At 59.4% G+C, this 22,810-nt stretch carries 15 protein-coding genes and 1 tRNA gene; 8 read left to right on the forward strand and 8 right to left on the reverse strand.

Going from position 1 to position 22,810, the window contains the following annotated elements; translation table 11 throughout:
* Nucleotides 1-254 precede the first annotated feature (254 nt).
* The 3 genes from JIN81_RS11500 (at nucleotide 255) to JIN81_RS11510 (ending at nucleotide 5,898) form a co-directional block, all read left to right on the forward strand.
* The gene (locus JIN81_RS11500) at nucleotides 255-1,544 is read left to right on the forward strand and encodes a DUF4832 domain-containing protein (protein WP_234044775.1); all 1,290 of its coding nucleotides are present in this window, start codon (nucleotides 255-257) and stop codon (nucleotides 1,542-1,544) included.
* A gap of 33 nt (nucleotides 1,545-1,577) precedes the next feature.
* Complete coding sequence (locus tag JIN81_RS11505; protein WP_200279400.1) at nucleotides 1,578-3,977, forward strand: PDZ domain-containing protein; 2,400 nt, start codon at nucleotides 1,578-1,580, stop codon at nucleotides 3,975-3,977.
* A gap of 160 nt (nucleotides 3,978-4,137) precedes the next feature.
* Complete coding sequence (locus tag JIN81_RS11510; RefSeq protein WP_200279403.1) at nucleotides 4,138-5,898, forward strand: alpha-L-fucosidase; 1,761 nt, start codon at nucleotides 4,138-4,140, stop codon at nucleotides 5,896-5,898.
* A gap of 70 nt (nucleotides 5,899-5,968) precedes the next feature.
* Here the strand turns inward: JIN81_RS11510 and JIN81_RS11515 are convergent, their stop codons facing one another.
* Nucleotides 5,969-8,209: a hypothetical protein gene (locus tag JIN81_RS11515; protein WP_234044777.1), complete on the reverse strand. Its 2,241-nt coding sequence runs from the start codon at nucleotides 8,207-8,209 to the stop codon at nucleotides 5,969-5,971.
* Between the two features lie 225 nt (nucleotides 8,210-8,434).
* On the opposite strand from JIN81_RS11515, the gene JIN81_RS11520 reads away from it, so the two are divergent.
* Genes JIN81_RS11520 through JIN81_RS11530 form a run of 3 tightly spaced genes read left to right on the forward strand, consistent with a single transcriptional unit; the run spans nucleotide 8,435 to nucleotide 13,245 of the window.
* The gene (locus tag JIN81_RS11520) at nucleotides 8,435-9,835 is read left to right on the forward strand and encodes a sugar MFS transporter (RefSeq protein ID WP_200279409.1); all 1,401 of its coding nucleotides are present in this window, start codon (nucleotides 8,435-8,437) and stop codon (nucleotides 9,833-9,835) included.
* Nucleotides 9,836-9,866: 31 nt separating this feature from the next.
* Nucleotides 9,867-10,979: an ROK family protein gene (locus JIN81_RS11525; RefSeq protein ID WP_200279412.1), complete on the forward strand. Its 1,113-nt coding sequence runs from the start codon at nucleotides 9,867-9,869 to the stop codon at nucleotides 10,977-10,979.
* Between the two features lies 1 nt (nucleotide 10,980).
* Nucleotides 10,981-13,245, forward strand: coding sequence for a GH92 family glycosyl hydrolase (locus JIN81_RS11530; RefSeq protein ID WP_200279415.1), 2,265 nt, complete (start codon nucleotides 10,981-10,983; stop codon nucleotides 13,243-13,245).
* Nucleotides 13,246-13,474: 229 nt separating this feature from the next.
* On the opposite strand, the gene JIN81_RS11535 is transcribed toward JIN81_RS11530, so the two are convergent.
* Both JIN81_RS11535 and JIN81_RS11540 read right to left on the reverse strand, forming a co-directional pair.
* On the reverse strand, nucleotides 13,475-14,911 hold the full coding sequence (locus tag JIN81_RS11535) for a sulfatase-like hydrolase/transferase (RefSeq protein ID WP_200279418.1): 1,437 nt from the start codon (nucleotides 14,909-14,911) through the stop codon (nucleotides 13,475-13,477).
* Complete coding sequence (locus JIN81_RS11540; protein ID WP_200279422.1) at nucleotides 14,908-15,570, reverse strand: SGNH/GDSL hydrolase family protein; 663 nt, start codon at nucleotides 15,568-15,570, stop codon at nucleotides 14,908-14,910. The genes JIN81_RS11535 and JIN81_RS11540 overlap by 4 nt, the downstream gene beginning before the upstream one ends.
* Before the next feature lie 132 nt (nucleotides 15,571-15,702).
* Between JIN81_RS11540 and JIN81_RS11545 the strand changes: the two genes are divergently transcribed.
* Nucleotides 15,703-16,755 carry a LacI family DNA-binding transcriptional regulator gene (locus JIN81_RS11545; protein ID WP_200279426.1) on the forward strand — a complete coding sequence of 351 codons (1,053 nt, stop codon included), beginning with the start codon at nucleotides 15,703-15,705 and terminating at the stop codon, nucleotides 16,753-16,755.
* 69 nt (nucleotides 16,756-16,824) lie between these two features.
* Here JIN81_RS11545 and JIN81_RS11550 read toward each other — a convergent pair.
* Both JIN81_RS11550 and JIN81_RS11555 read right to left on the reverse strand, forming a co-directional pair.
* Nucleotides 16,825-16,910, reverse strand: a tRNA-Leu gene (locus JIN81_RS11550).
* Between the two features lie 120 nt (nucleotides 16,911-17,030).
* Nucleotides 17,031-18,653: a hypothetical protein gene (locus tag JIN81_RS11555; RefSeq protein WP_234044778.1), complete on the reverse strand. Its 1,623-nt coding sequence runs from the start codon at nucleotides 18,651-18,653 to the stop codon at nucleotides 17,031-17,033.
* A 91-nt stretch (nucleotides 18,654-18,744) separates the two neighbouring features.
* Here JIN81_RS11555 and JIN81_RS11560 point away from each other — a divergent pair, with 91 nt between their 5' ends.
* A complete protein-coding gene (locus JIN81_RS11560; protein ID WP_200279432.1) occupies nucleotides 18,745-19,449 on the forward strand; it encodes a zinc ribbon domain-containing protein in 705 nt (234 codons plus the stop codon).
* A gap of 45 nt (nucleotides 19,450-19,494) precedes the next feature.
* Here the strand turns inward: JIN81_RS11560 and JIN81_RS11565 are convergent, their stop codons facing one another.
* The 3 genes from JIN81_RS11565 to JIN81_RS11575 are packed head-to-tail and all read right to left on the reverse strand — an operon-like array spanning nucleotide 19,495 to nucleotide 22,786.
* Nucleotides 19,495-21,720 carry a hypothetical protein gene (locus JIN81_RS11565; RefSeq protein WP_200279435.1) on the reverse strand — a complete coding sequence of 742 codons (2,226 nt, stop codon included), beginning with the start codon at nucleotides 21,718-21,720 and terminating at the stop codon, nucleotides 19,495-19,497.
* Complete coding sequence (locus JIN81_RS11570) at nucleotides 21,717-22,247, reverse strand: PulJ/GspJ family protein (RefSeq protein ID WP_200279438.1); 531 nt, start codon at nucleotides 22,245-22,247, stop codon at nucleotides 21,717-21,719. Before JIN81_RS11570 ends, JIN81_RS11565 begins: the two co-directional genes overlap by 4 nt.
* On the reverse strand, nucleotides 22,244-22,786 hold the full coding sequence (locus JIN81_RS11575) for a hypothetical protein (protein WP_200279441.1): 543 nt from the start codon (nucleotides 22,784-22,786) through the stop codon (nucleotides 22,244-22,246). Before JIN81_RS11575 ends, JIN81_RS11570 begins: the two co-directional genes overlap by 4 nt.
* Between the last annotated feature and the right edge of the window lie 24 nt (nucleotides 22,787-22,810).

Raw genomic sequence — 22,810 nt, forward strand, 5'->3', positions numbered from 1 at the left:
AATCGCGTTCCAGCTTACGGAATCGATGCACGTCCCTCGGGAGACCCGCGAACACGAGAGCCGATCCCACGGCATTACAACATGCAAAAACTCCCAGCCACTTTCCTTTTCACGGGTCTCCCTCTTGCTCTCAACTGCCTGACAGGAGGAACGGCTCATCGCCCCCATCAAGGTCCCTTGATCGTGGTCCACTGCGAACGGACCATGACCGAATCGCCCGCATGAATCACATGGCCCGAAACGTTTCCTTCTTCATGAAGCACCTGCTACTCGCGGCCCTCTTGTCCCTTCTCCCCGCCGAAGCGGATTGGGTTGCCCTGCTCAAGCAGGACCACTCGGATTTCCCGAATCCGGAGCGCGGTTTCTACTCCTATCAGAGTCTTTCCGCTCCATCGGATGAGTGGAAGGAACTGAGGAAGAAGGGAATCTCCCTGATCGCGGGCAAGCTGCAACTCGAAGCCTATCGCGAGGTAGAGGCCCTTCCGCAGACCCTTCTCGATGAGGTCCGTGCTGGATTCACCCAAGCCCGGGCATGCGGACTGAAGGTGATCGTGCGGGTGAACTACGGTCACCGCGGCCCGAGTGGTGACTACACGACCTACGAAGATCCCGCCGGGGAGATCCTGCTCGCCCACATGAGCCAACTGGCACCCGTCTGGGAAGACAACGCGGATGTCATCGCCCTGTTCGAGGCTGGTTTCGTCGGTCCGTGGGGCGAATGGCACACCACCAGGATCGCGAAGCATGAACCACTGCAGAGGAAGTTCTTCCTTGAGATCCTGAAACACACACCCAGGTCCCGCATGGTGGCCCTGCGATACCCGGAATTGAAACGAAGCATCTTCAAGCGCCGGAAGCCCCTCGGAGAAGAGGAGGCCTACAAAGCAACCGACCTCGCCCGAACCGGTCACCACAACGACTGCTTCCTCTCCTCACCCAACGACGTCGGGACCTATGGGCGCGGAAAGGACTCACGTCTGGAGGAAGTCGACTACCTCGCCAAGGAGACCCGCTACACGGTCTACGGAGGTGAGACCTGTGCACTCCACGGACTCAACGACGCGGAGCGAACGCTGGCCGAACTGGATTTCCTCAACGCCAGCTACCTCAACAGCGGATACCATCCTGAAGTCCTCGCCAAATGGAAGGACCAGGGATGCTACGCGGAGGTGTCCCGGCGCTTGGGCGCGCGCTTCCATGTTTCCGAAGCCACGGTCAACGGTGGGCGCCTGACTCTCACCATCAACAACCTCGGCTTCGCTTCTCTCTTCAATGCACGACCCGTGTTTCTGATGCGCGGAACTGAGGACAAAGTGATGGAACCCGTCCCGATTCAAATCGATCCCCGGTCATGGAAATCGGGGGAGAAGGTCACCCTGACGCTTGACGTTGAAACCGACGAAATCACACAAATCGGTCTGTGGATGCCGGACATGTCCCTTCCCTTGCGCAACGACCCCCGCTACTCGATCCGTTTCGCCAACATCGGAGCGTGGGATGAGGTCCGGGGCATCAACTGGTTCGTCAGGTCGAGCCAACCCTGACCCTCATTCAATACAACTCCATCTGAATTCCCAATGAACGCATCCCGAATCCTCCAAGTTCCTGCCGTTACTTTCGTCAGCTTCTGCGCTCCTCTACTTGCCCTCGAAATTCATGTCAGCCCGGATGGAGATGACACCAACCCGGGTTCTCCCGAGCGCCCCGTGGCCGGCCTTCATCGGGCTCAGGAAATCCTGCGGAGTTCAGACCAGCGCGGCAGCGAACCCATCGACATCATTCTCGACGAAGGAATCCACTACCTCGGCAAACCCCTGCTGCTCGAGGCGGCTGACTCCGGCAGCAAGGACGCGCCAGTCACCCTCCGCGCGGCGAACGGCAAAACGGCAGTGCTGAGCGGAGGCGCCGATCTGGGCAATCTCGACTGGAAGATCCATCAAGGCCAGATCCTGATGGCGAAGGTCCCCGAAGGCACGGCCATCGATATCCTCTACGTCAACGGCAAGACCATGCCCATGGCACGCTACCCGAACTTCGACCCCGAGGCGCAGTACTTCAACGGCACCGCCGCCGATGCGTTCAGCAAGGAAAAGGCCGCTGAGTGGAAGAACCCCGCAGGCGGCTTCATGCACGCCATGCACAAGGCCAAGTGGGGCGGCATGCACTACCGCATCACCGGCAAGGATGACAACGGCGAACTGACCCACGAAGGAGGCTGGCAGAACAACCGCCCTTCCCCACCCCACCCCGACATCCGCTTCGTCGAGAACATCTTCGAGGAACTCGATGCTCCCCGTGAGTGGTTCCTCGATACCGAAACCCATACACTCTACTTCTTTGCACCCAAAGGCCTCGACCTCTCGAAGGCGACCTTCCAAACCGCACGCCTCGAGAACCTTGTCGAGCTTCGCGGCACCGAGGAATCTCCGGCCCAGCACATCCAACTCTCCGGCCTGACCTTCACCCACGCCGCCCGCACCTTCATGAAGAACAAGGAACGACTGCTGCGCACCGACTGGACGGTCAACCGCAGTGCCGCCGTCTTCATCAATGGCGCTGAGGACTGCCTCATCCAGAACTGCCACGTCCGCGAAGTCGGAGGCAATGCCATCTTCGTCAACCACTACAACCGGCGTATCACCATCCGGGGCTGCCACATCGAGCAGGCCGGCGGCAATGGAATCGCCATCATCGGAGGTCAGGGAGCGGTGCGCGACGGACTCGTCGGCTACGGCTCACGCACGACCTATGAGAAACTCGACAAGACTCCCGGGCCGAAGACCAACAACTACCCCGCCGAAGTTCTCGTCGAAGACTGCCTGATTCACGACATCGGCCGGGTTGAGAAGCAGACCGCAGGGGTCGAGATCGACATCGCCATGCACATCACCGTGCGCCACGTCACCGTCCACGACGTCCCCCGCGCCGGCATCAACATCGGCGCCGGCAACTTCGGAGGTCACGTCATCGACTTCTGCGATGTCTTCGACACGGTCATGGAAACCGGCGACCACGGGTCGTTCAACTCCTGGGGCCGCGACCGCTTCTGGAAATTGAAGGACGTCCCCAATGACGAAATGGGCGCAGGCAAATACAAGGATCTGCCCCTGCTCGACGTCATTCACCCGATCACGATCAGCAACAGCCGCTGGCGTTGCGACCACGGATGGGACATCGATCTCGACGACGGTTCCTCGAACTACCACATCTTCAACAACCTCTGCCTCAATGGCGGCATCAAGAACCGTGAGGGCTTCCTCCGCACCGTGGAGAACAACATCATGGTCAACAACAGCCTCCACCCCCACGTCTGGTACAAGCACAGCGGCGACATTTTCCGGCGCAACATCGTCTTCGACAGCTATCGGCCCGCCATCATGCCCGACACCCCGTGGGGAAAGGAATTCGACCACAATCTCTACGTTTCCAAAGACAAGACCGGACCCGCCCTTCCCCTCGCCGGTCAGAGCAAGCGTGACGAGCATTCCATCTACGGGGATCCCGGGTTTCTGGATCCTCAAGCAGGAGACTACCGCGTCGCTCAGGATTCACCTGCGCTCAAACTGGGCTTCAAGAACTTCCCCATGGACCGCTTCGGCGTGACCAGCCCCCGGCTCAAGAAGCTCGCGCGGAGCCCCAAGCTCCCCATCCCCGGCGATCCCGAGCAAAAGAAATCCAAGCGTGACCGCCGCGAGCACCAATGGCTCGGAGCCAAGGTGAAGAACATCGTCGGCATGGGCGAAGTCTCCGCCACCGGACTCCCCGACGAGATCGGGGTCCGCCTCCTCGACGTACCGAAAGACTCGGCCGCCGCCAGACACGGACTGCAGAAGTCCGACGTCATCATCGGCTGCAACGGAAAGAAGACCGACACCTTTGCCGACCTTCAGGGCCACTGGCATGTCTCCAACGAAGATGTGGAACTTGAGATCTGGCGCGGTCAGGAATCGCAAATGCTCGAAATCAAGAAGGACTGACCGCTCTCGGCATCCCGGCTGCCCTCATCGGCGGGAAAAGGCGGTCAGCGAGCACCTGCCGGCACCCCCATCCTCGACCTGTCGATTTCGTCCCGAAATCAACAGAGAAACCCGCCCCCTTCTTGAGTCTCCGTCACAGGGTTTATGCTCCATGCAGACCATGAAACTCAGTTTTGCTTCCCTCCTAGCCACTGCCGCACTTGTGACCGGCTCCACTGCACCCCTCGCGGCCGAGGAGACTCCCGAAGTCACCGAAACCAAGCAACAGCAACATGACCGCATGGAATGGTGGCATGAAGCCAAGTTCGGCATGTTCATCCACTGGGGCATCTACTCGGTGGTCGGCGGCGAATACAAGGGGCAGAAACTCCCGAACAGCGCGGAATGGATGATGTGCCGGGGCAAGGTTCCCATTGCCGAATACAGCAAATACGCCGAGCAATTCAACCCGACCAAGTTCGATGCCGATACCTTCGTCAAGATGGCGAAGGACGCCGGCATGAAGTACATGGTTATCACCGCCAAACACCACGACGGCTTCGCCATGTTCGACTCGGTCTGGGGTGACTACGACGTGGTCGACGCAACTCCATTCGGTCGAGACATCATGAAGGAGCTCTCCCGGGCCTGCAATGAACAGGGGCTCAGATTTGGTTTCTACTACTCACAGGCGCAGGACTGGCACCACCCGGGAGGTTTCGGAAACAACTGGGACAAGACAATCAAGCGCGTCAGCTCCGACATCTACGTGAACGAGAAAGTCATTCCCGAGGTCAAACAACTCCTCACCGAGTATGGCCCCATCTCCATCCTCTGGTGGGACACCCCGCGCGACATGAGCGCCGAGGCCTTTGAGAACATCTATTCGTTGAAATCCCTCCAACCGGGAATCATCACCAACGACCGTCTCGGCAAGGACTACCCGGGTGATCACAAGACCTTCGAACGCCACATTCCGGACCGTGGCCCGGTGGATCAAGCTTGGGAGGTCTGCATGCCGATCAGTGGCAGCTGGGGTTACAAGAAGGGAGATGAAGACTTCAAGTCGACCTCGAAGCTGATCCGCAACCTCGCCGACATCGCCAGCAAGGGCGGCAACTACCTCCTCAATGTCAGCCCGACGGGCGAAGGCGTGGTCCTCCCCCAGGCCGTGGAGCGACTCAAGGAGATCGGCGACTGGATGAAGATCAACGGCGATTCCATCTACGGCACCACCGGTAGCCCGTTCAAGAAACTCGACTGGGGCCGCTGCACCAAGAAGGAGTATGCGAAGGGAACCACCCTTTACCTCCACGTCTTCGACTGGCCCGAGAACGGTGAATTGCTCGTCCCTGGACTGAAGAACCCGGTCAAGCAGGCCTATCTGATGGCAGACTGGAAGCCTCTCGAGTTCCGCCAGGAGGAATCAGGCACCATCATCAGCCTGCCCACCGATGCGCCCGACCCCATCAACAGCGTGATCACCGTGCAAGTCAGCGGCACCCTCGAAGTCGAGGACACCGGTCTCACACAGGACAAGGACGGCAACCTGCTGTTGCTGGCCGAGGATGCCTACATCCACAACAACGAAGGCAGCACCGACGCCAAACTTCAGGACCGCGGTGAGGAACCGGACAACATCGGCTACTGGAACGACAAGGAAGCCACGGTGGAATGGGATTTCAAGATCACGCAGCCCGGCACCTTCAACATCATCGCCGAGCTCGCCTCGGAAGCTGACAGCCGCTTCGTCATCACCGCCGGAGAGAGCACGATCAATGGCACGGCCCTGTCCACAGGCAGCTACGGCACCTACCGTAAACACCCGGTCGGGACGATCGAGTTCCCATCGGCCGGTGACTTCACCTTGAAAATCAAGCCGGATTCCAAGGCATGGAGCCCGCTGAACCTGCGGCGGGTGACCTTGGTGCCCGCCAAGTAACCCTTACCCTTTACGAGAATCGGGGGACCCTGTCCTGGGTCCCCCGAATTGAATTTCTCAGGCTGCCCCCTCACTCGGCAACCACACGCACGAACAAGGCAGGGTTCGACAACAGACCCACTGGCAGGGTCACGGTGACGGTCTCCACCGGATTCCCTCCATCGCTCGACTCACCGAAGCCAGCCGGCACGGGTGCCCAATCATTCGCCAGCGAAACCGAGTATTCGTAGCGATAGCTCAGACCGGTCGCGTTGGAGACCGGATTGCGCCGGGTGTAGCTGAACGTTCCGGTGGCGGCATCCAGCGACTCACTGATGGGGCTCACTGACGATGCGGAGGTGGGATCGGTCCCGAACGCATACTCATCCCCGTTGGAGACCCCATCCAGATCATCGTCGTCATGCGGAAGTCCCTCCAGGCCGAATCCGCTTGCCCAGCTTTGATAGTCAGGGGATGAGGCATCGCTGAGCACCACCAGCCAGCCATCGCCCATGAAGCGGTCATCATCCACCACATCGAGCACGGTGCCGGTCACTGACGAACTTCCATAAGTTCCCGAAGGCATCTGCACGCCATCGATGTACAGGGCGTTGACCACGTCGGATTGTCCGTGGAACAGGTCGAGTTTCCCACGAGTTCCGCTCACATAGGGAGTGAAAATCACCCTACCCGTGTCGGAAAGGATTGGATCAAAAAGCCGCATGGTTCCCGCTTCAATCTGGGTGTCCCCCTCGTAGCCGGTCTTGAGTCCGGATTCAAGGAACTGGTCGATCTCGAGAAGCCCGTTGCCCCGCTTGATCAGGCCACCGGGCCCCGACATGTTCCGTTCGATGATCAGGGCATTGTCCCCACTCGCCGGATCCACCACCAGCGTCTCGTTGATGACAACCGGCACTTGGATCTCGTTGTCTCCGTCGTTGAACCTCGGACTCATCAGGGAGGGCGCATCAACGACGATCGATCCGGTGCCGCTGATCGTCGATGCATGCAGTTCAAGCTCCGGCCCGTTCATGATCAGATTCCCATCGAAGACGCAGGCGCCTCCGATATTGATTCGCTGGGTGCCCGACAAGGTCACCGAGCCGTCCAGAATCTCCAAACTCACCGGCCCCGTGGCGATCGTGCCCAGACCACTCGTGAATTCGAGGTCCCCCGCACCGGTTTTCTCAAGCGGGTTCTCATCGAACGTGTTTTCGACCGGCCCAAGGCTCAAGCTCTCCGCATTCCGGATATCAGCCCCGCCACCCCCCATGATGATCGATGCGGACAGTCCGTTGAAAACGCCTCCCGCCTCGACCTCAAGACGGCTACCTCCTCCCAGTTCCAGCGTACCCAAGGTCAGGTTTCCGGTCGGCCCAACCTCGATCTCACCATTCTCCAGGCATCTCACCACCCCGTTGATGGTGGCAGTGTTTTCAAACCGAACCGAACCACGGTCCACGTTGTTCATGCTCTCCGCGACAAGGCTACCGCCGGCAATGAAGGTCAGCGTGCCGTTCCTCGTGTTGACCCACGCAAGATCTCCGGCGATCACCCCTGCAGGCTCGATCGTGACCGCTAGATTGCCATTATCGGGGAAAATCACGTCGTCACCCGTGTTGAAGACCGTCGGCAGCCCGTTTTCCAGGAAGTCGTCGTCCGGAGTCGTCCAATCACCCACACCGTCCTGGTCACCATAGATGATGCCGGTCGGCGGTTCGGGGATCGCAGCCACCGTCAGATACTTCGCCCGCACCTCGCGATCACCGCTGGTGTTGGTCAACTCCATCGTGATCACAGTCCCTGCCGGCACGCTTCTACTACCGAGAGAAAAGGTGTCTCCAAACGGGGCGCCAAACAGCACGAGCGGGGCGCTTGCATCCGAAAAGGAAAGGGTGACCTCCGAGGAGTTGTCTCCCCAACCCGCGAAATCGAGAGCCTTCAATTCGACATCAACATCGAAGCTGAACATCCACGCCTCCCCCGGATTGAAATCCCGATCGTCATTTCCCCAGCCTCCCGAGTTCACGACCGAGTTGATGCCAAGAGCGTCCCCGACATTACCGGGAGGCAGGCTGTTGGTCACATGGCCGGCTCCGTTCGAAGCCAAGGTTCCGTCCTGACCGCGGATGTCCACGGTCGTCAGTGTGATGTCGATCAGATTGTCGTCTTTCTCCATCATGCTCGCTCCGACTCCTTGCCCATCGAGACCGCCTCCATCGAGGAAATTGAATTGGACGTCGGCAAGAGCAGTTGAAGTCAGAAGAGCCAGGGAAAGCAGACCAGACCGGGTGCAGCGGGATTTCATGGTGTAGGGATTGGTTCGAAGCATGCGGGACGACCGTGAGTTCGCCCTCTTATGGTGTCACCTCACGAGAATTCGGGAGGGACGGCCCCGCCGAGCAGAAGGTGTGCCGGGGGACCTCGAAAATGGATGTGAACTCAGCAATAATATCCATGCCTTCCTGATCCACTCCAAGAGGTCAACAGGGTTCGCACCACATCCCTTGAACCCCCATCCGCGCCCAACAGAATTCCGTGACCAGCTCGTAAACCCATGTCCGAAAAACCTGCGCCGTCCGGCAACCGCTTCGCATTCGTCATCGTCACTTCGCTGTTCTTCATGTGGGGCTTCATCAGCTGCATGAACGACCTGCTGATCCCGAAGTTCAAAGCGGAGTTCGACCTCACCCAATTCCAGGCCAACCTCGTTCAATCCTTCTTCTTCGGCGCCTACTTCCTCGTCTCCTTCATCTATTTCATCATCTCCGCCTCCAAGGGAGATCCCATCAACAAGATCGGCTACAAGAACGGCCTGATCATCGGACTGTTGCTGACCGCAGGTGCCTGTCTCGTCTTCTACCCGGCCGCCAACGCCAAGTCCTACCCCCTCTTCCTGACCGCCCTCTGTCTGCTGGGCAGCGGCGTCACCCTGATCCAGATCGCGGCAAACCCATACATTTCGATTCTCGGACCCGAGTCATCCGCCTCGTCCCGATTGAACCTCTCCCAGGGCCTCAACTCACTTGGCTATGTCCTGACCCCACTGATCGGCGGCTACTTTCTCTTCAAGGGGCAGGAGGACACCGGACTCGAATCGGTCAAGGCACCCTACATCGGTCTTGCCGTGGTCCTCTTCCTGATCGCCGCGGCCATCAAGTTCATCAAGCTTCCCACCTTCCAACAGCACGGGAAGGTTGAGGCAGGCATCAAGGTCTTCCGCCACAAACACTTCATCTGGGGCTGGTTCGCCATCTTCTTCTATGTCGGTGCCGAGGTAACCGTGGGAAGCATCCTCGTAAACTACCTCGGCGACAGCGAGATCGCCGGGCTGAGCGAAGAAGAGGGCGTCAAGTATCTCGCCTTCTACTGGGGCGGCCTGATGATCGGCCGCCTCATGGGAGCCATCTCCCTGAGCGGTCTTGCAGAAGCGAAGAAGTATCCCTTCATGCTTCTTGCCGCAGCGGTATCCATCGGCGTCATCTTCCTCTCGGCATCTGCGGATTCCGACATGAAATTCGGTGACATCTGGCCCTACCTCGTCACCGTCGCCCTTAGCTTCTTGTTCTTCCGCCTCGGCAATGCCAAGGCCGGGCGCATGGTCGGACTCTTCGCACTGATCGCCACCGTGCTGTCGGTCCTCGCCATGACCACCTCCGGCAATTTCGCGCTGTGGTCCATCGTCGGCATCGGACTCTTCAACTCGATCATGTGGTCGAACATCTTCACCCTGTCCATTCGCGGGCTCGGAGAAGACACCTCACAAGGCAGCTCGTTGCTCGTCATGATGATTGTCGGTGGTGCCGTCCTCCCGGCGATCCAGGGATCGATGATGGACCTGATGGGCGTCCGCCTCTCACTCTCCATCGTTTTGGTCAGCTACCTCTACCTCGCCTTCTTCGGCTTCATTGGATCGAAACTTGGCCGTGAGGCAGACGCCCCACCCCCATCCGCGTAAGGTCTCTCCGGTTCGATCACGCCGATCCACCATGTCTGCCAACCCGAATACCGACGAGCGCGCCGTCATGGCGCTTGATGCGGGAGGAACGAACTTCAAGTTCTCCGCCATCCGTGGAAACGAACCCGCCATCGAGCCGTTCTCCGTACCTTCGAATGCCCACGACCTGGAACTCTGCCTCGCCACATTGGTCGATGGTTTCAAGCGGGTGCGGAACTCACTGCCGGACAACCCGGTCGCCATCAGCTTCGCGTTTCCCGGACCCTGCGACTACCCGAACGGCATCGTCGGGGACCTCAAGAACCTGCCCTGCTTCCGGGGCGGTGTCGCTCTCAAGGCCATGCTTGAGGAGGTATTCGACATTCCTACCTTCATCAACAACGACGGCGACCTTTTCGTCTACGGTGAAGCGATCGCCGGCCTCCTGCCCGAAGTGAACGAACTTCTTGCCAAGGCAGGCAGCCCGAAACGCTATCGCAACCTCTTCGGCGTCACGCTCGGAACCGGCTTTGGCGGTGGAATCGTCCGCAACGGTCAGCTCTTTCTCGGCGACAACATCAGCGCCGCGGAAGTCTGGACTCTCCGCAACAAGATCGACCGCGACATGCCCGCCGAAGAAGGTGCCTGCATCCGCGCCGTCCGTCGCACCTACGCGGAACAAACGGGCATTCCGTTCGACGAGGCACCTGATCCTCGAACCATCTACGAGATTGGTGTGGGAACGACCGAGGGAAACCAGCAGGCCGCGGTCGCAGCCTTCCAGCGCCTCGGTGAAGTCGCCGGCGACGCGATCGCCCAGGCACTCACTCTGATCGACGGACTCGCCGTCATCGGCGGCGGCATTTCCGGCGCCCATCCACTCTTCCTCCCCTCCATCATTGCCGAGATCAACGGCAACTTCCGTACTCCGAACGGCGAGACCCAGAGGAGGCTGACCCAACTCGCCTTCAACCTCGAGGACCCCACCCAGGTGGAAACCTTCCTCAAGGGTGACACCCGCGAAATCATCATCCCCGGTACCACCCGGACCACTCAATACGATCCCATGCCGCGTGTCGGTGTCGGCATTTCCCGACTCGGCACCAGCGAAGCCGTGGCCATCGGTGCCTACGCCTTCGCCCTCAACCAACTCGACTCTCAATAACATGCTACGCTCCCTTCTCTTCGCCCTACTGACCGTCAGCGCCGTCGCCGCTGAGAAATCGCCCGTTGATTGGATCGACCCACAGATCGACACCAAAGAGCCCCGCTTCTTCTTCTTCAGCTCCGCCTGCCGGCCATTCGGCATGGTCAATCTGAGCCCCGATACGAAGACCGATCACACCTGGAAGTCCGGCTACCGCTACTACGACGAGAAGATCCAGTGCTTCAGCCACATCCACGGCTGGCAGATCGCCGGCCTGCCCGTCATGCCCGTCGCGGAAAGTTCGAACCACAAGGACTACGCCTCGAAGTTCTCCCACGACGGCGAAATCGTCAAAGCAGGCTACCACAAGATCCACCTCGACGATCACGGCGTCACCGCCGAACTGACTTCGACCACCCGGGTCGGATTCCATCGCTATACCTACCAGAAAGACGAAGCCGCCCACCTGATCCTCGACCTCGGGCGCAAACTCATGGATCACGAGATGATCGACCCGGTCGCCGAACTCCGTGAGGACAAGATGGCCATCGAAGGATCCACAACCATGGGCCCTTCGGGACGCCGGAAAAAGGAGTTCACCGTCTACTACGTCGCGGAATTCGATCATCCCGCCGAAGCCGTCGGCGATTGGAAGAACGGCAAGGTGGTCGTCGACTTCGGCAAGCTCGGGAAACCGCTCCAGATGAAGGTCGGCCTGTCCTACACGAGCCTTGAAGGAGCCCGCCGGAACCTCGCCGCCGAGCTGCCGCACTGGGACTTCGAAAAGGTCGTGCAGGATTCCTACGACCAATGGAACGACTGGCTCGGCCGCATCGAGGTCGAGGGAGGTACGGACGCGCAGAAGACCAAGTTCTATACCGACCTGTGGCACGCTCACTTGGGCCGGCGCATCATCAGCGACGTCGACAAGTCCTACCCGGACAACACCGGCCCGGAAACCGTCGTCCGGAAGGGCAAACGTCACCACTACAACTTCGACGCCCTGTGGGGTGCCCAATGGTCCCTCAACGTGCTCTGGCCGATGGCCTGGCCGGAGCTCATGGATGATTTCGCCGACACCATGATCAACATGTATCAGAACGGTGGCATGATTCCCCGGGGACCATCCGGTGGCAACTACACCTTTGTGATGATCGGGGATCCAGCGACCTCCTTTTTCTCCGCTGCGTACCACAAGGGCATCCGCAATTGGGACAAGCAGATCGCCTTCGATGGACTGATGCGGAATGCATTTCCAGGCGGCATCCGTGACCATGCCGGCTACGAAACCCAGAAGTATTCCAACGGGGGCGGCATGAGCTACTACGTCAATCGTGGCTATGTGCCGCTCGGCATTCCCAAGTCTCAAGGAGGACACCGTCAGGGCGCAGCCCAGACGCTCGAGTATTCCTATCAGGACTGGTGTCTCGCCCAACTCGCGAGATCCCTCGACTACAACGAGGAAGCCGAACTGCTGGAGAAGCGCGCCACGAACTACAAGAACCTCTGGGACCCATCGATCGGCTGGATGCGCCCACGCAACCTCGATGGAAGCTGGTACAAGAATTTCAAGCCGATCAACGAACAGGGTGGCTTCACTTCCCCCGGCTTCGTCGAGTCCGCCTCGGCCATCTACACCTTCTACATCCCCCATGACCTGAAGGGGCTCGCCGACCTCTTCGGCAGCGCCGACGCCATGGCGGACCGACTCAACAGCAACTTCGAGAAAGCGGCTCCCGTTCGCTTCATCGCCGAGCACGGCAACCACGCCATCTCCTGGGTCGACTACCAGAATCAACCGTCGACCGGGCTGGCCCACGTGTTCTCCCACATCGGGAAACCCTGGCTTTCCCAATACTGGGTCCGCGAAGTTCTCGACAAGACCTTCTCCGACATCACCCCCGATGGTGGCTACAATGGTGACGAGGACCAGGGACAGATGGGAGCACTCAGCGCCCTGATGGCGATCGGTCTGTTCGACATGACAGGCGGAGCCGCTCAGAACCCCAACTTCGACATCCTCGCCCCCGTCTTCGACAAGGTAACCATCAAACTCAACCCCGACTACCACGACGGCGGCGAGTTCACCATCACCACGAAGAACCAGAGCCCCCAGAACCGCTACATCCAATCCGCGAAGCTCAACGGCAAATCATGGGATTCCTTTCTTCTCCCACATTCCGAATTTGAAAAAGGTGGAACCCTGGAACTCGTCCTGGGTCCGGAACCGAACAAGGCATGGGGAACGAAGGAATTGCCGGAACCCCGCAGGAATGGGAGGTAAGCGGACTTGGCTCGTCGGGCCGGGAGCCGTGCCACTCGCCACTGGATGGGTGCAGGGGAAACAGTCGTAGGAACAGCCCATCGACACCGACGGGCGGATGTTTATCATGTTCCGATCCACCTCAACCTGCCTGACCCGAATGGCGCGGTTTTCAGGGCATTGATCCGGCCCACCTTGCCAGTGGTATGACCGTCTCCCACCTAAGAGCAGCGCCAGTCCAACCAGACCCTCAATAGCGATAGTCCAGTCCGTCGCGACTGAGCTGGCAGCTCCGGTCGATATCCAGCATCGCCTTCTCAAGCTCCGCGAGTCTCTCCGGCAACTCGCTGGCCAGATCCTTCTTCTCGAAGGGGTCTCGCGACAGATCGTAGAGCCGGAGCCGACCACTGGGCTTCGCTTCACGAAGCAATTTCATGTCGCCACGGATGATGGACATGCCGTCGGTGCCCTGCACCAGACGGCGGTATCCGAAGAACAGATCCTTCCCCCGTTCGTCGACTTCTCCCTTCGCCACCGGCATCAGGTCGATCCCATCGATCGGGCGCTTGTCCTTCGACCGGAACTCGTATCCGGTCAGATTCGCAATGGTCGGAAAGAAATCCACCGTGGAGCATCTCACCATGGTCTTGCCACCAGGTTTCAGCATTCCCGGCCACTCGACACAGGCGGGAACCAGAAGGCCCCCTTCATACATGGTGTGCTTGTGCCCCTTGAACCCTCCTGCTGAAGCGACCCCCTTCTTCACCATCGGATCCGCCGGGCCATTGTCGCTGCAGAAGAACACCACGGTCTCACGTTCGATCTTCAACTCCCTCAGCTTGGCACGCAACCGACCGATCTGCTCATCCATCGCAGTAATGCAACCATAGTAATTCTTCCGCGTTTCACCCGCCTTGGGATACAATTTCTTGTATTCCTCTCCTGCCACAACCGGTTCGTGGGGAGCATGGAACCACACCGTGGCGAGAAAGCGCCCGTTGCGGTTCTTCTCAATGAAGGGGATCACCCGATCCATGATCACACGGCTGTCGTCGCCCGCCACGTTCTCGGTCACCGGCACACCGTCCTGCAAATACGGCGCTCCACCCTTCCACGGTTCACCCGGTTCAGCCCCCCACTTGCTCCAGCCATCGGGAGTCACACAAGGATCCCAGGTCGGGACGGCGCTCGTCGTGGCAAAGTACTCGTCGAAACCATGATGAGAGGGCGGCGAGTAGAATCCCCGTGACCCCGGTTGATCGGGCTCGATCCACCCCACGTGCCACTTGCCGAAAAAGCCGGTCGCATACCCTTCGTCCTTGAGCATCTCCGCCACCGTGATCTCGCCCACCCGCATGCCTCCGGTGTGCGCCGCGAGAATCCCGAAGCGAAACGGAAACCTCCCGGTCAGACAGCTTCCCCGTGTCGGTGAGCACAACGGCGAGGAAGCGTAGAAGCGATCGAACCGCACACCATTTTCCGCCATCTGATCCAACTGCGGTGTCTTGATCTCATCATTTCCATTGAAACCCACATCCCCCCACCCCTGATCATCGCTCATGATGAGGATCACATTGGGACCCCGCCCTTCGTCAGCCCCGGCGGCCACACCCCACTGCATGGCAGCCACCGCTACGACGAGCGAAACCGCCCGCACCTGCTTCATCCAATATCGAATTTCCATCATGACTCTTCCTCAATGAGTGGTTTCACGGCGGCAGAGATCAATGCCGCAATCTTCCTCGTCCCGGCAGGCGACGGATGCACCCCGTCTTTGCTCAACCACCCGGGCTCGGATTCCAACTCCTGATTGAGGTCAACCAGGGTCAGGTTGTGACCCTTTGCCACCTGGATGGCTGCCTGTCGATAGCTCTGCCACAGCTTGGGTATCCCTCCCGCCGCTTCGTAGAGATCCGATTCATGACGGGTGTAGTAGATCTTCTCGTCGATCGGGGGCAAGGTGCAGACCACCACCTTGGCGCCGATTTCCCGGCAGGCATCGACGATCTTCTCAAGATTCGCCTGATACTGCTTCACCGGCACATGAACCCGCGGAGCATCCACACGGGCATCGTTGGTCCCGAAGAACACCACCACCACGTCCGGTTCCTGATCGAGCACATCCTTCTTCATCCGCCTCAGGCCCGCCGCGGATGAATGACCAGCCACACCGGCCATCACCGCATTCACTCCGAGCGTCTCACCCAAGATCTCCGGGTAGCCACGCTTGGTGATGCTGTCACCGAAACAGACGACTGTCTTGCGGTCCTCGTCGCCCTCAGGGGAAGCCGCAGCCGACACGAGGCAACTCAGCAGCACAGCCAACGCGGGGAGAAATCTCATCATGGGATCGGAAGGAAAGCCTGCATGAAGAAGCCCCGTCGTCGTCCGAGCCTCCACAGCCTAAAAATCATGCCTACTTCCAGACTCTATGCTGGCACTCCCTCCGGTCACCCTGTTGACTTTCCGGGATTTCACATGAGTAAATCCGGACCATCAGGGAAACACGTGACCCTTCGCGACATTGGCGCCGCCTTGGGTGTGAGCCACTCGACCGTCTCGCTTGCTCTGCGAGATCATCCCCGGATCTCTGAAAAGATGCGCGCCAAGGTGAAAAGCAAAGCCGAGGAACTCGGCTATCAACCCGACCCGATGCTGGCAGCGCTCGCCACCTACCGCCGCAGCCGGACGGATCAGCCGATCACCGCATCGATCGCCTGGATCAACGCCTGGCCCGACCCGAAGGACCTGCGTGCGCACCGGGAGTTCGACAGCTACTGGCAGGGTGCCAGCAAGGCCGCGGAGAAATTCGGTTACCGCTTGGAGGAGTTCCGCCTCGACGCCAACTTCACCCCCGAACGGCTTCACCAGATCCTCGACACTCGTGGGATTCGTGGGCTTCTCCTGCCACCTCACCACAATCAGCCTGATTGGAAGAATTTCCCATGGGACAAGTATTCCGTCGTCCGCTTCGGTCGCACCCTCCAATCACCCTCCTGCCACATCGTCACGGCCGACCAGGTGGCGAATACCATCCTCGCTTTCCAGAAGATGCATGAGCGAGGATACCGCCGCATCGGCTTCGTCGCCCACAACTTTGAGTTCCGCTACAATGGCATGCTCTTCGAACTCGGCTACATCGGAGGCCAACGTATGATCGATGATTGCGTCAAGCTGCCCCCGCTCCTCCTCCGCCGGCGCAAGCCTGACGAAGTCCGCGCCAGCCTCCGGGCCTGGCTCGACGAACACCGCCCGGATGCCATCTTCACCACTCTGACGGACCTTCCTGCCATGCTGAAGCGGGAACAACTCACGGTTCCTGACGACATCGCCGTGGCCGCCACCACCATCCTCGACACCAACGTGGACTCAGGCATCGACCAGCACCCCGAGGAAATCGGCCGGGTCGGTTTCCTGATGCTGAACTCACTGATCAACGACGGTTCCCGGGGCATCCCCGACATCTTCCGTCAGATCCTCGTGGAAGGCAGCTGGGTCGACGGCTCTAGCCTGCCGGACCGCTCCGCTTGAGGGTCTTCCCCCTTCCTTCGATGCAGTTCTACCGAGACATCGGAGCCCCCTCGAAACCAGGCTGACAAGTACCACCGGGGGGACTCGAACCCCCACGCAGGTTACCCTGCAACGGATTTTAAATCCGCGGCGTCTACCAATTCCGCCACGGTGGCATTCAACAATCGACTCCCGGGACTTCCAGCTCGGGCGCGCGCATTAACTCCGCCATTCAGCGCACAGGCAAGGGCAATCGAGCCCCGGCGAATACGTCGAGCTGACCCCGCCTGCACAACCTATGGCTCGCGCTTGGAAATCACATCAATCGCCCGATCCATCGATACCCTCACCTCCGCTGAGGCATCTTCCCTTGCCTTCTTCAATGCAGGAAGTGCCGCCGAGGTCCCCACCCTGGCAAGAAGTCGGACCGCGGAGAGCTGGGCCAGAGGGTCATACGATTCGAAGCCCGAAAGGAGGCTTGGTTCAATCATGGCTCCGAGATCCCCGTACAAGGCTTCCCAGTCCTGAGGCTCTTTCAACCACAGCGCATGGATCAGATCGATCGAGCCCTCATCGCGCTTTTTCACGAGGAATTGAATCACACTATCCGGAACCTCTTCTCCATTGGACTGCAGTTCGCTCGCTGCGATCCGCACGGCCGCGATCGATCCGTCATCATCCGCCGCCCAATTGATCAGAGCACGTGCCACGTCTCGCTTCATCGAAAGGTCACCTTCCTCGAAGAGTTCCTGCAAGCGCTTCACAATGTCACTCCGGTAGAGCTTCGGTTCGACCTCGACGAGGCGCTTCACCGCCGATTGGGCGCGTTGCAGATCGATACTCTCCAACTCGCGGCGATTGAGCTCGTAGAACGACGGATCCCCAGGGTCCTGCATCTTGTCCAACTCCCCCTGCAGGAAGGTCTGATTGTCGACCTTCACCTCGATCAGGTTGAGTTCATCAATCACCCTCTCCACCGACCCGAACTCATCACAGAGCTCGGCAATCGACGTCAGGCCGGGCGGCACATCACGAAGAACCACCAGATGGTCCGATGGAGGCCGCGGATAACTCCAGGACTCGGCACTCGCACCGGTCGAGCGGACCAGGAAATTGAAAACCTGATCGAGATTGAACAACCGGATGTCCCTTACCCAAACCCCAACGGCAGTCTTGCCTTGGCTGACCCCGTCCGCGCCATAGACCTCCAGAGCCTCAGCCAGCTTGCTGTAACCAATCTCGGATTTCAACTCCGCATACGGATCTTCCTCGATGGAAATGATCCCTTCGGAGGTCAGCCCTCCTGCCGGCTCGAGCGGCATCGGCACCGGCGTCGTGTCCGTAGGGAGTCCTTGACGAAAGACAAATGGCAGCGGCATCAGGCATCCGAAGATCGCGAGGGATCCCAAAACCGCTTTCAGGCGCTGGTGCCGATTGGCAATGAACACCAGCAGTGAGGCTACCAAGCTGGTGAAACCGACGAGGACGAGCCGGTTGCTCATCGGTGCGCCGTCGAGCATGCCGCCCGGGCTACCACCGAACACCATGATCAGGGCCACAATGGCAGCTCCGATCACTCCTGCAAATCCCAGGATGACACGTTGAGGTGACACCGGCTCGACAAACACGTGGGGCTCCGCCTGATGCTCCTGCACCATGGACATGGGTGCGGCCTCGAATTGCGGAGCGGGCCCGCTTTGCAAGGGAACCCTGCCAAAACGCTCCAACGATGGGTCCTTCCGCTCCCCCGGATAGAACTTCTTGCTCCGAATCGTGACCTCCTCGCCCACGCGGAACCGATGGTCGCAGCTTCCGCATTCGACCATCTTCCCTTCGAGTTCGGGTGACACCTTGAACCTCTGACCACACCCGGGGCAGCGGATCGACACCATCTCGGGTTCCAAATTCGGATTTTCCATCGGCGGGGCCATCATGAACGCAGAACCCACCCAATGGCAATACCCGTCCAGCAAGCTTGTCGGCCCCGTTCCGACCCGCTAAGCAGTGGCCATGTTCGCACCCATCGCAGGTCTTCTGGTTCTTCAAGAAAGGGATCGCCGCCTCACAGAGCTCAACGAGCAAATCGCCCACCTCCCCCAGGAGGAGGCCAGAGCCAAGGGCCGGCTCAGTCAGGACGAAGCGAATGTGGCCGCCGCCAAGCACGATCTGATGGAGCTCGGGGTGAAGGCAAAGAATGTCGAGCTCGACGTGGAAACCCGCCGGAACACGATCACCCGGCTCAAACAGCAGCAGTTCGAAACCCGCAAGAACGAGGAGTTTCAAGCCCTCGGACACGAGGTCGAACGCTATGCGGCGGAAGTCGACGATCTGGAGACCCAGCAACTCGAGTGGATGGAAAAGGCTGACGCCCAGCGAAAGATACTCGATCAGGCGGAGGCCGTGCTCGCGAAGAGCCAGAAGGTTGTCGACGAAGACCTGGCGGCGCTCAAGGAACGAGGCAAGAATCTCGAGAAAGAAAAACTGGAAGTGCAGGCCGAACGCGAGCGTCTTGCCTCCGAAGTCGAAGAAGAGCTACTGAGCCTTTATGACCGCCTCCTCGTGAAGAAGAAGGGAGTCGCCATCGCCCCGGTCCACGCCGGCCAGTGCGGCGGCTGTCACGTGAAACTCATTCCGTCCACGCTTGTGAAAGTCCAGGCGGAGCGGGAAATCGCTCAGTGCGAGAATTGCGGACGCATCCTCTACTCCGAAGCCTGACCCGTCCCAACGTTCCCCGAGGTCAAAATTCCCTCGAAGAAAGAACTACGGGTTGGAAGTACTCACCGCACGGCCCTCGTACATCTCCTGCCTGCGTTCCTCGAGGACCACGAGCCAGTTCATCATCGTGATCGGCGGCAAGGCTGCCGGGTGCTTGATCGGGCTCAGATTGACCTCCACGAGACCATGGTCGACCTCTGCTTCAGTGGCGGTCTTCAGGTCGAGCAGGTGTACCGAGTCAACCCCGCGATCCGAGTCTCCGGCGAGACTTCCCAGCTGGCCACTCAACTTCAACCGGTAGGGATCCATTTCCGCTCCATACCGCTTCTCGGGAGCAAAGAGCGAACACGGAGGATAGAAAGGTGCCACAATCCCACTTCCCGGCGGAATAGCGGCTTCCACCACATTGAAGTCGTCGGCGATGTAAAGACGCAGATTGGTGACCATGGAGAACCCTTTGGTGAAGCTCGTCATGTCACGGCACTCCTTGAGGATGACTCCATAGTCCAACTCCGTGCACGGAATTGAAGGGCGCTGCAGATACGCGGAGTTCGGGTAATCCACATTCACCGCGATCGAGTGATTCACATCCGGACCATCCCCGCCGAGCTGGGCAAGGAAGGCCGCGAACCGTTCAGGATAGACCGAAAGGCACGGCTTCGAGTCATGAAGCACCGTCACCTCGAACGGATAGCTCGGGCGATAGAAGCCCGACTTGAACACACCCACAATGGGGTCACCGAAGCGGGCGTTGTCGAATGTTACCGAGCCCGTCACACCGGTTTCATAGTAGTATGACCCGTTCTTGCCATAGGCGATGTCAACCGGTTGGTCGAAAAACACGGTTTCGTGCTCCACAGCACACTGAATGTAGCCCGAAGGAAGTCCGACCTCCGGTCCCTCGCCAAGGTCGATCACGAGTTCCTCGCGGTTGCCGTTTTTCAGGTAGCTGAAGGTCAGCTCGCTGGGCATGGGATCATCGACGTCCGGCACCTCACTGATGTCGAGATGCATCGCGCACTGCAATGCCCCGACCGAATAGTTGTTCCAAGTGGTCGGCGAGATGGTGTTGATCTCAGCCGAATGCGCGTGCCGATCGAAAAAGTCCACACCCCGGTTGATCGGAACGAAAGCCGAACGACCGCTTTCGGATGACATCGAGACGGGCATGAAGCTCCCATGTTCAAGCTCGTAGCGCTCCCTGACCCCGGGAGCGAAGGGGTTGGTCGACAGTTGCCCGTCCTCGCCGGACTCCAACGAGTCGATGTCATCCTCCGCCAACAACGGACTGCCTCCCACGGAGGCCTCCGACGACAAATCCACACCGTGCCGGGCGGACACCCAATCCAGATTCAAGCCGGAACCGACCTTTGTTCGACTCGCGAATACCCCACCTTCAATACTCGCATTCTGCCAGTCGGAACCATCCGCATGCTGACCGAGCACCGTGAATGCTTCGGCCGAAATCGCCAGCTGCGAAGGCACCTCGTAGATCGACAGCACGAAATCCCGATAGCGCTTCTCCAAGCCTGTCTTCGTGTCCATGTGATCTGCCAGATTGACGCGAAACGCCCACCAATTTCTCTTTGCCACAAAAGGTTCACCCGGTTTCGCATAACCGAACCTGATCTGCGGGTAGGGAATCAGATTGAATTGCGGGTAGTCATCCACGGATGCGCCGACCCGGCCATCGGCCAGATCTCCGTAGTACTTCAGATCACTGATCACCGGCCAATTTGGATCCACCGTCGTGACCGAACTTGCGTTGGATTCCAGCGGCACGGGGAATCCGGCACCGAAGTCCTGATTCAGGCCAGGAGTCACATAGGCACTGCGGTCCAAATCCAATGGATAGAATGTCTGGGAAGAGAAAGTCGACGCGTCACCCGAATTGCCGATCACTGCATCTTGAAGATTGAACCGCGTCAGGAGCCCCGCCTCGACGGAGTCCTCGGCATTGCCTTCCAGAATCGCCGAACGAAAGATCTTCTGCCACCTCAACGGAGTCCGGCTGGCAGAACTCTCGTCGGATCCATCCTGCATGCAGCGCATTGCACGGTTTGCCGTAATCGGAACGATTGCCCGCAGGACCGCATCCTCTTTTTCCGCATAGTCCAGACGGAGGGTAGTCGCTGCCTGCGTGCGTTGGGATTCCACCGAGGATTCGTAGGATGAGACCATCATCATCAGCATCACCACCCCGAGGGACAGCACCATCAGATAGGAGACATAGCCTCCTTCATGCCGTGAGTTTCGCTTTGTCCGTTTCATAGCTGCTGGGTTCCTGAGTAAACAAGTTCTTCACCGTTGGGCCCCGTGAGCGTCATCCGCAGGATGCCCTGTTCCACTGAAAACGTCACATCGGTCGGCTCCTTGGATATCGCCCAATCCGCCGGACCCACCACACCAGTCGAGGGGATCAGTCGGTAGTACAAGCCCGTTCCCGTTCCCGGATCTTCAAACGACAGGATCGCCGCTTTCTCGGTGCCATCGGACTCCATGAACCGCAAGACGAGCACCTTGGCATCCTCCAGAACCGCCCCCTGGCCGGACCTCAGTGCATTCATGTCCGCGAAGAGCTGATAGCCCTCGGCACTGCTAATGACCCGCACCACGTAGTTGCTGATCAAGGGGGCCTCCCGGACGAGGAAATCCTGAGCCCTGAAAATCCTCAGGAAGCTCATCTGCTGATTGAAGAGCATCAGACTCATGGCAGCCACCATCATGCCGACCGACATCGCCAGCGTGAGCTCGACCAGCGTGTACCCTCGCCGAATTGCGGTTCTTGCCGTCTTCATTGCGATCTCACCACGGTTCGGGATTTCACATACTGACGCCCACCCACTTCATAGAGGAGAAGGCTCTGAAACTTCCAAACCTTCATGCCGGCTGGATTGGTCGAAACCGTACCGCTACCTCCGTCGATCGGGAAATTGTTCGAATCCGGAGTCCGGGTCCGGACCACCGTCCCACTGATCTCCTTCCCTCCCGGCAACTTCCCCAACACCACATTCGCCTCCGACTTGGCCGGATAAACCGGCCACGGTGACGTGTTTGCCAGCAGATCCTCAAAGGGCAGACGCTGCGCATACGCCTTCTCATAGGTAAGATAGGCGTCCGTGATCGTCTGTTGCAGCGTCCACTGACGGGGCGCCGTGACGTTGATCGCAAGCTTGAGCAGGATCAACGAGAGGCCGGTCAGGAAGGTCAGCGCGTAGGTCGCCTCAATCAGGATCGCTCCCCGTGAACGACGGGTTCGCGCACGGCGAAACCGGCCCACAGGGGCCGCGAAGCCGCGCTTCCGCGATGTTCTTGGAGGAGGAGTCTGGGGAGACATTTCACAAAGCTTAACAATAAGCTT

Source organism: Haloferula rosea, from assembly GCF_016595525.1.
Taxonomy (GTDB): domain Bacteria; phylum Verrucomicrobiota; class Verrucomicrobiia; order Verrucomicrobiales; family Akkermansiaceae; genus Haloferula; species Haloferula rosea.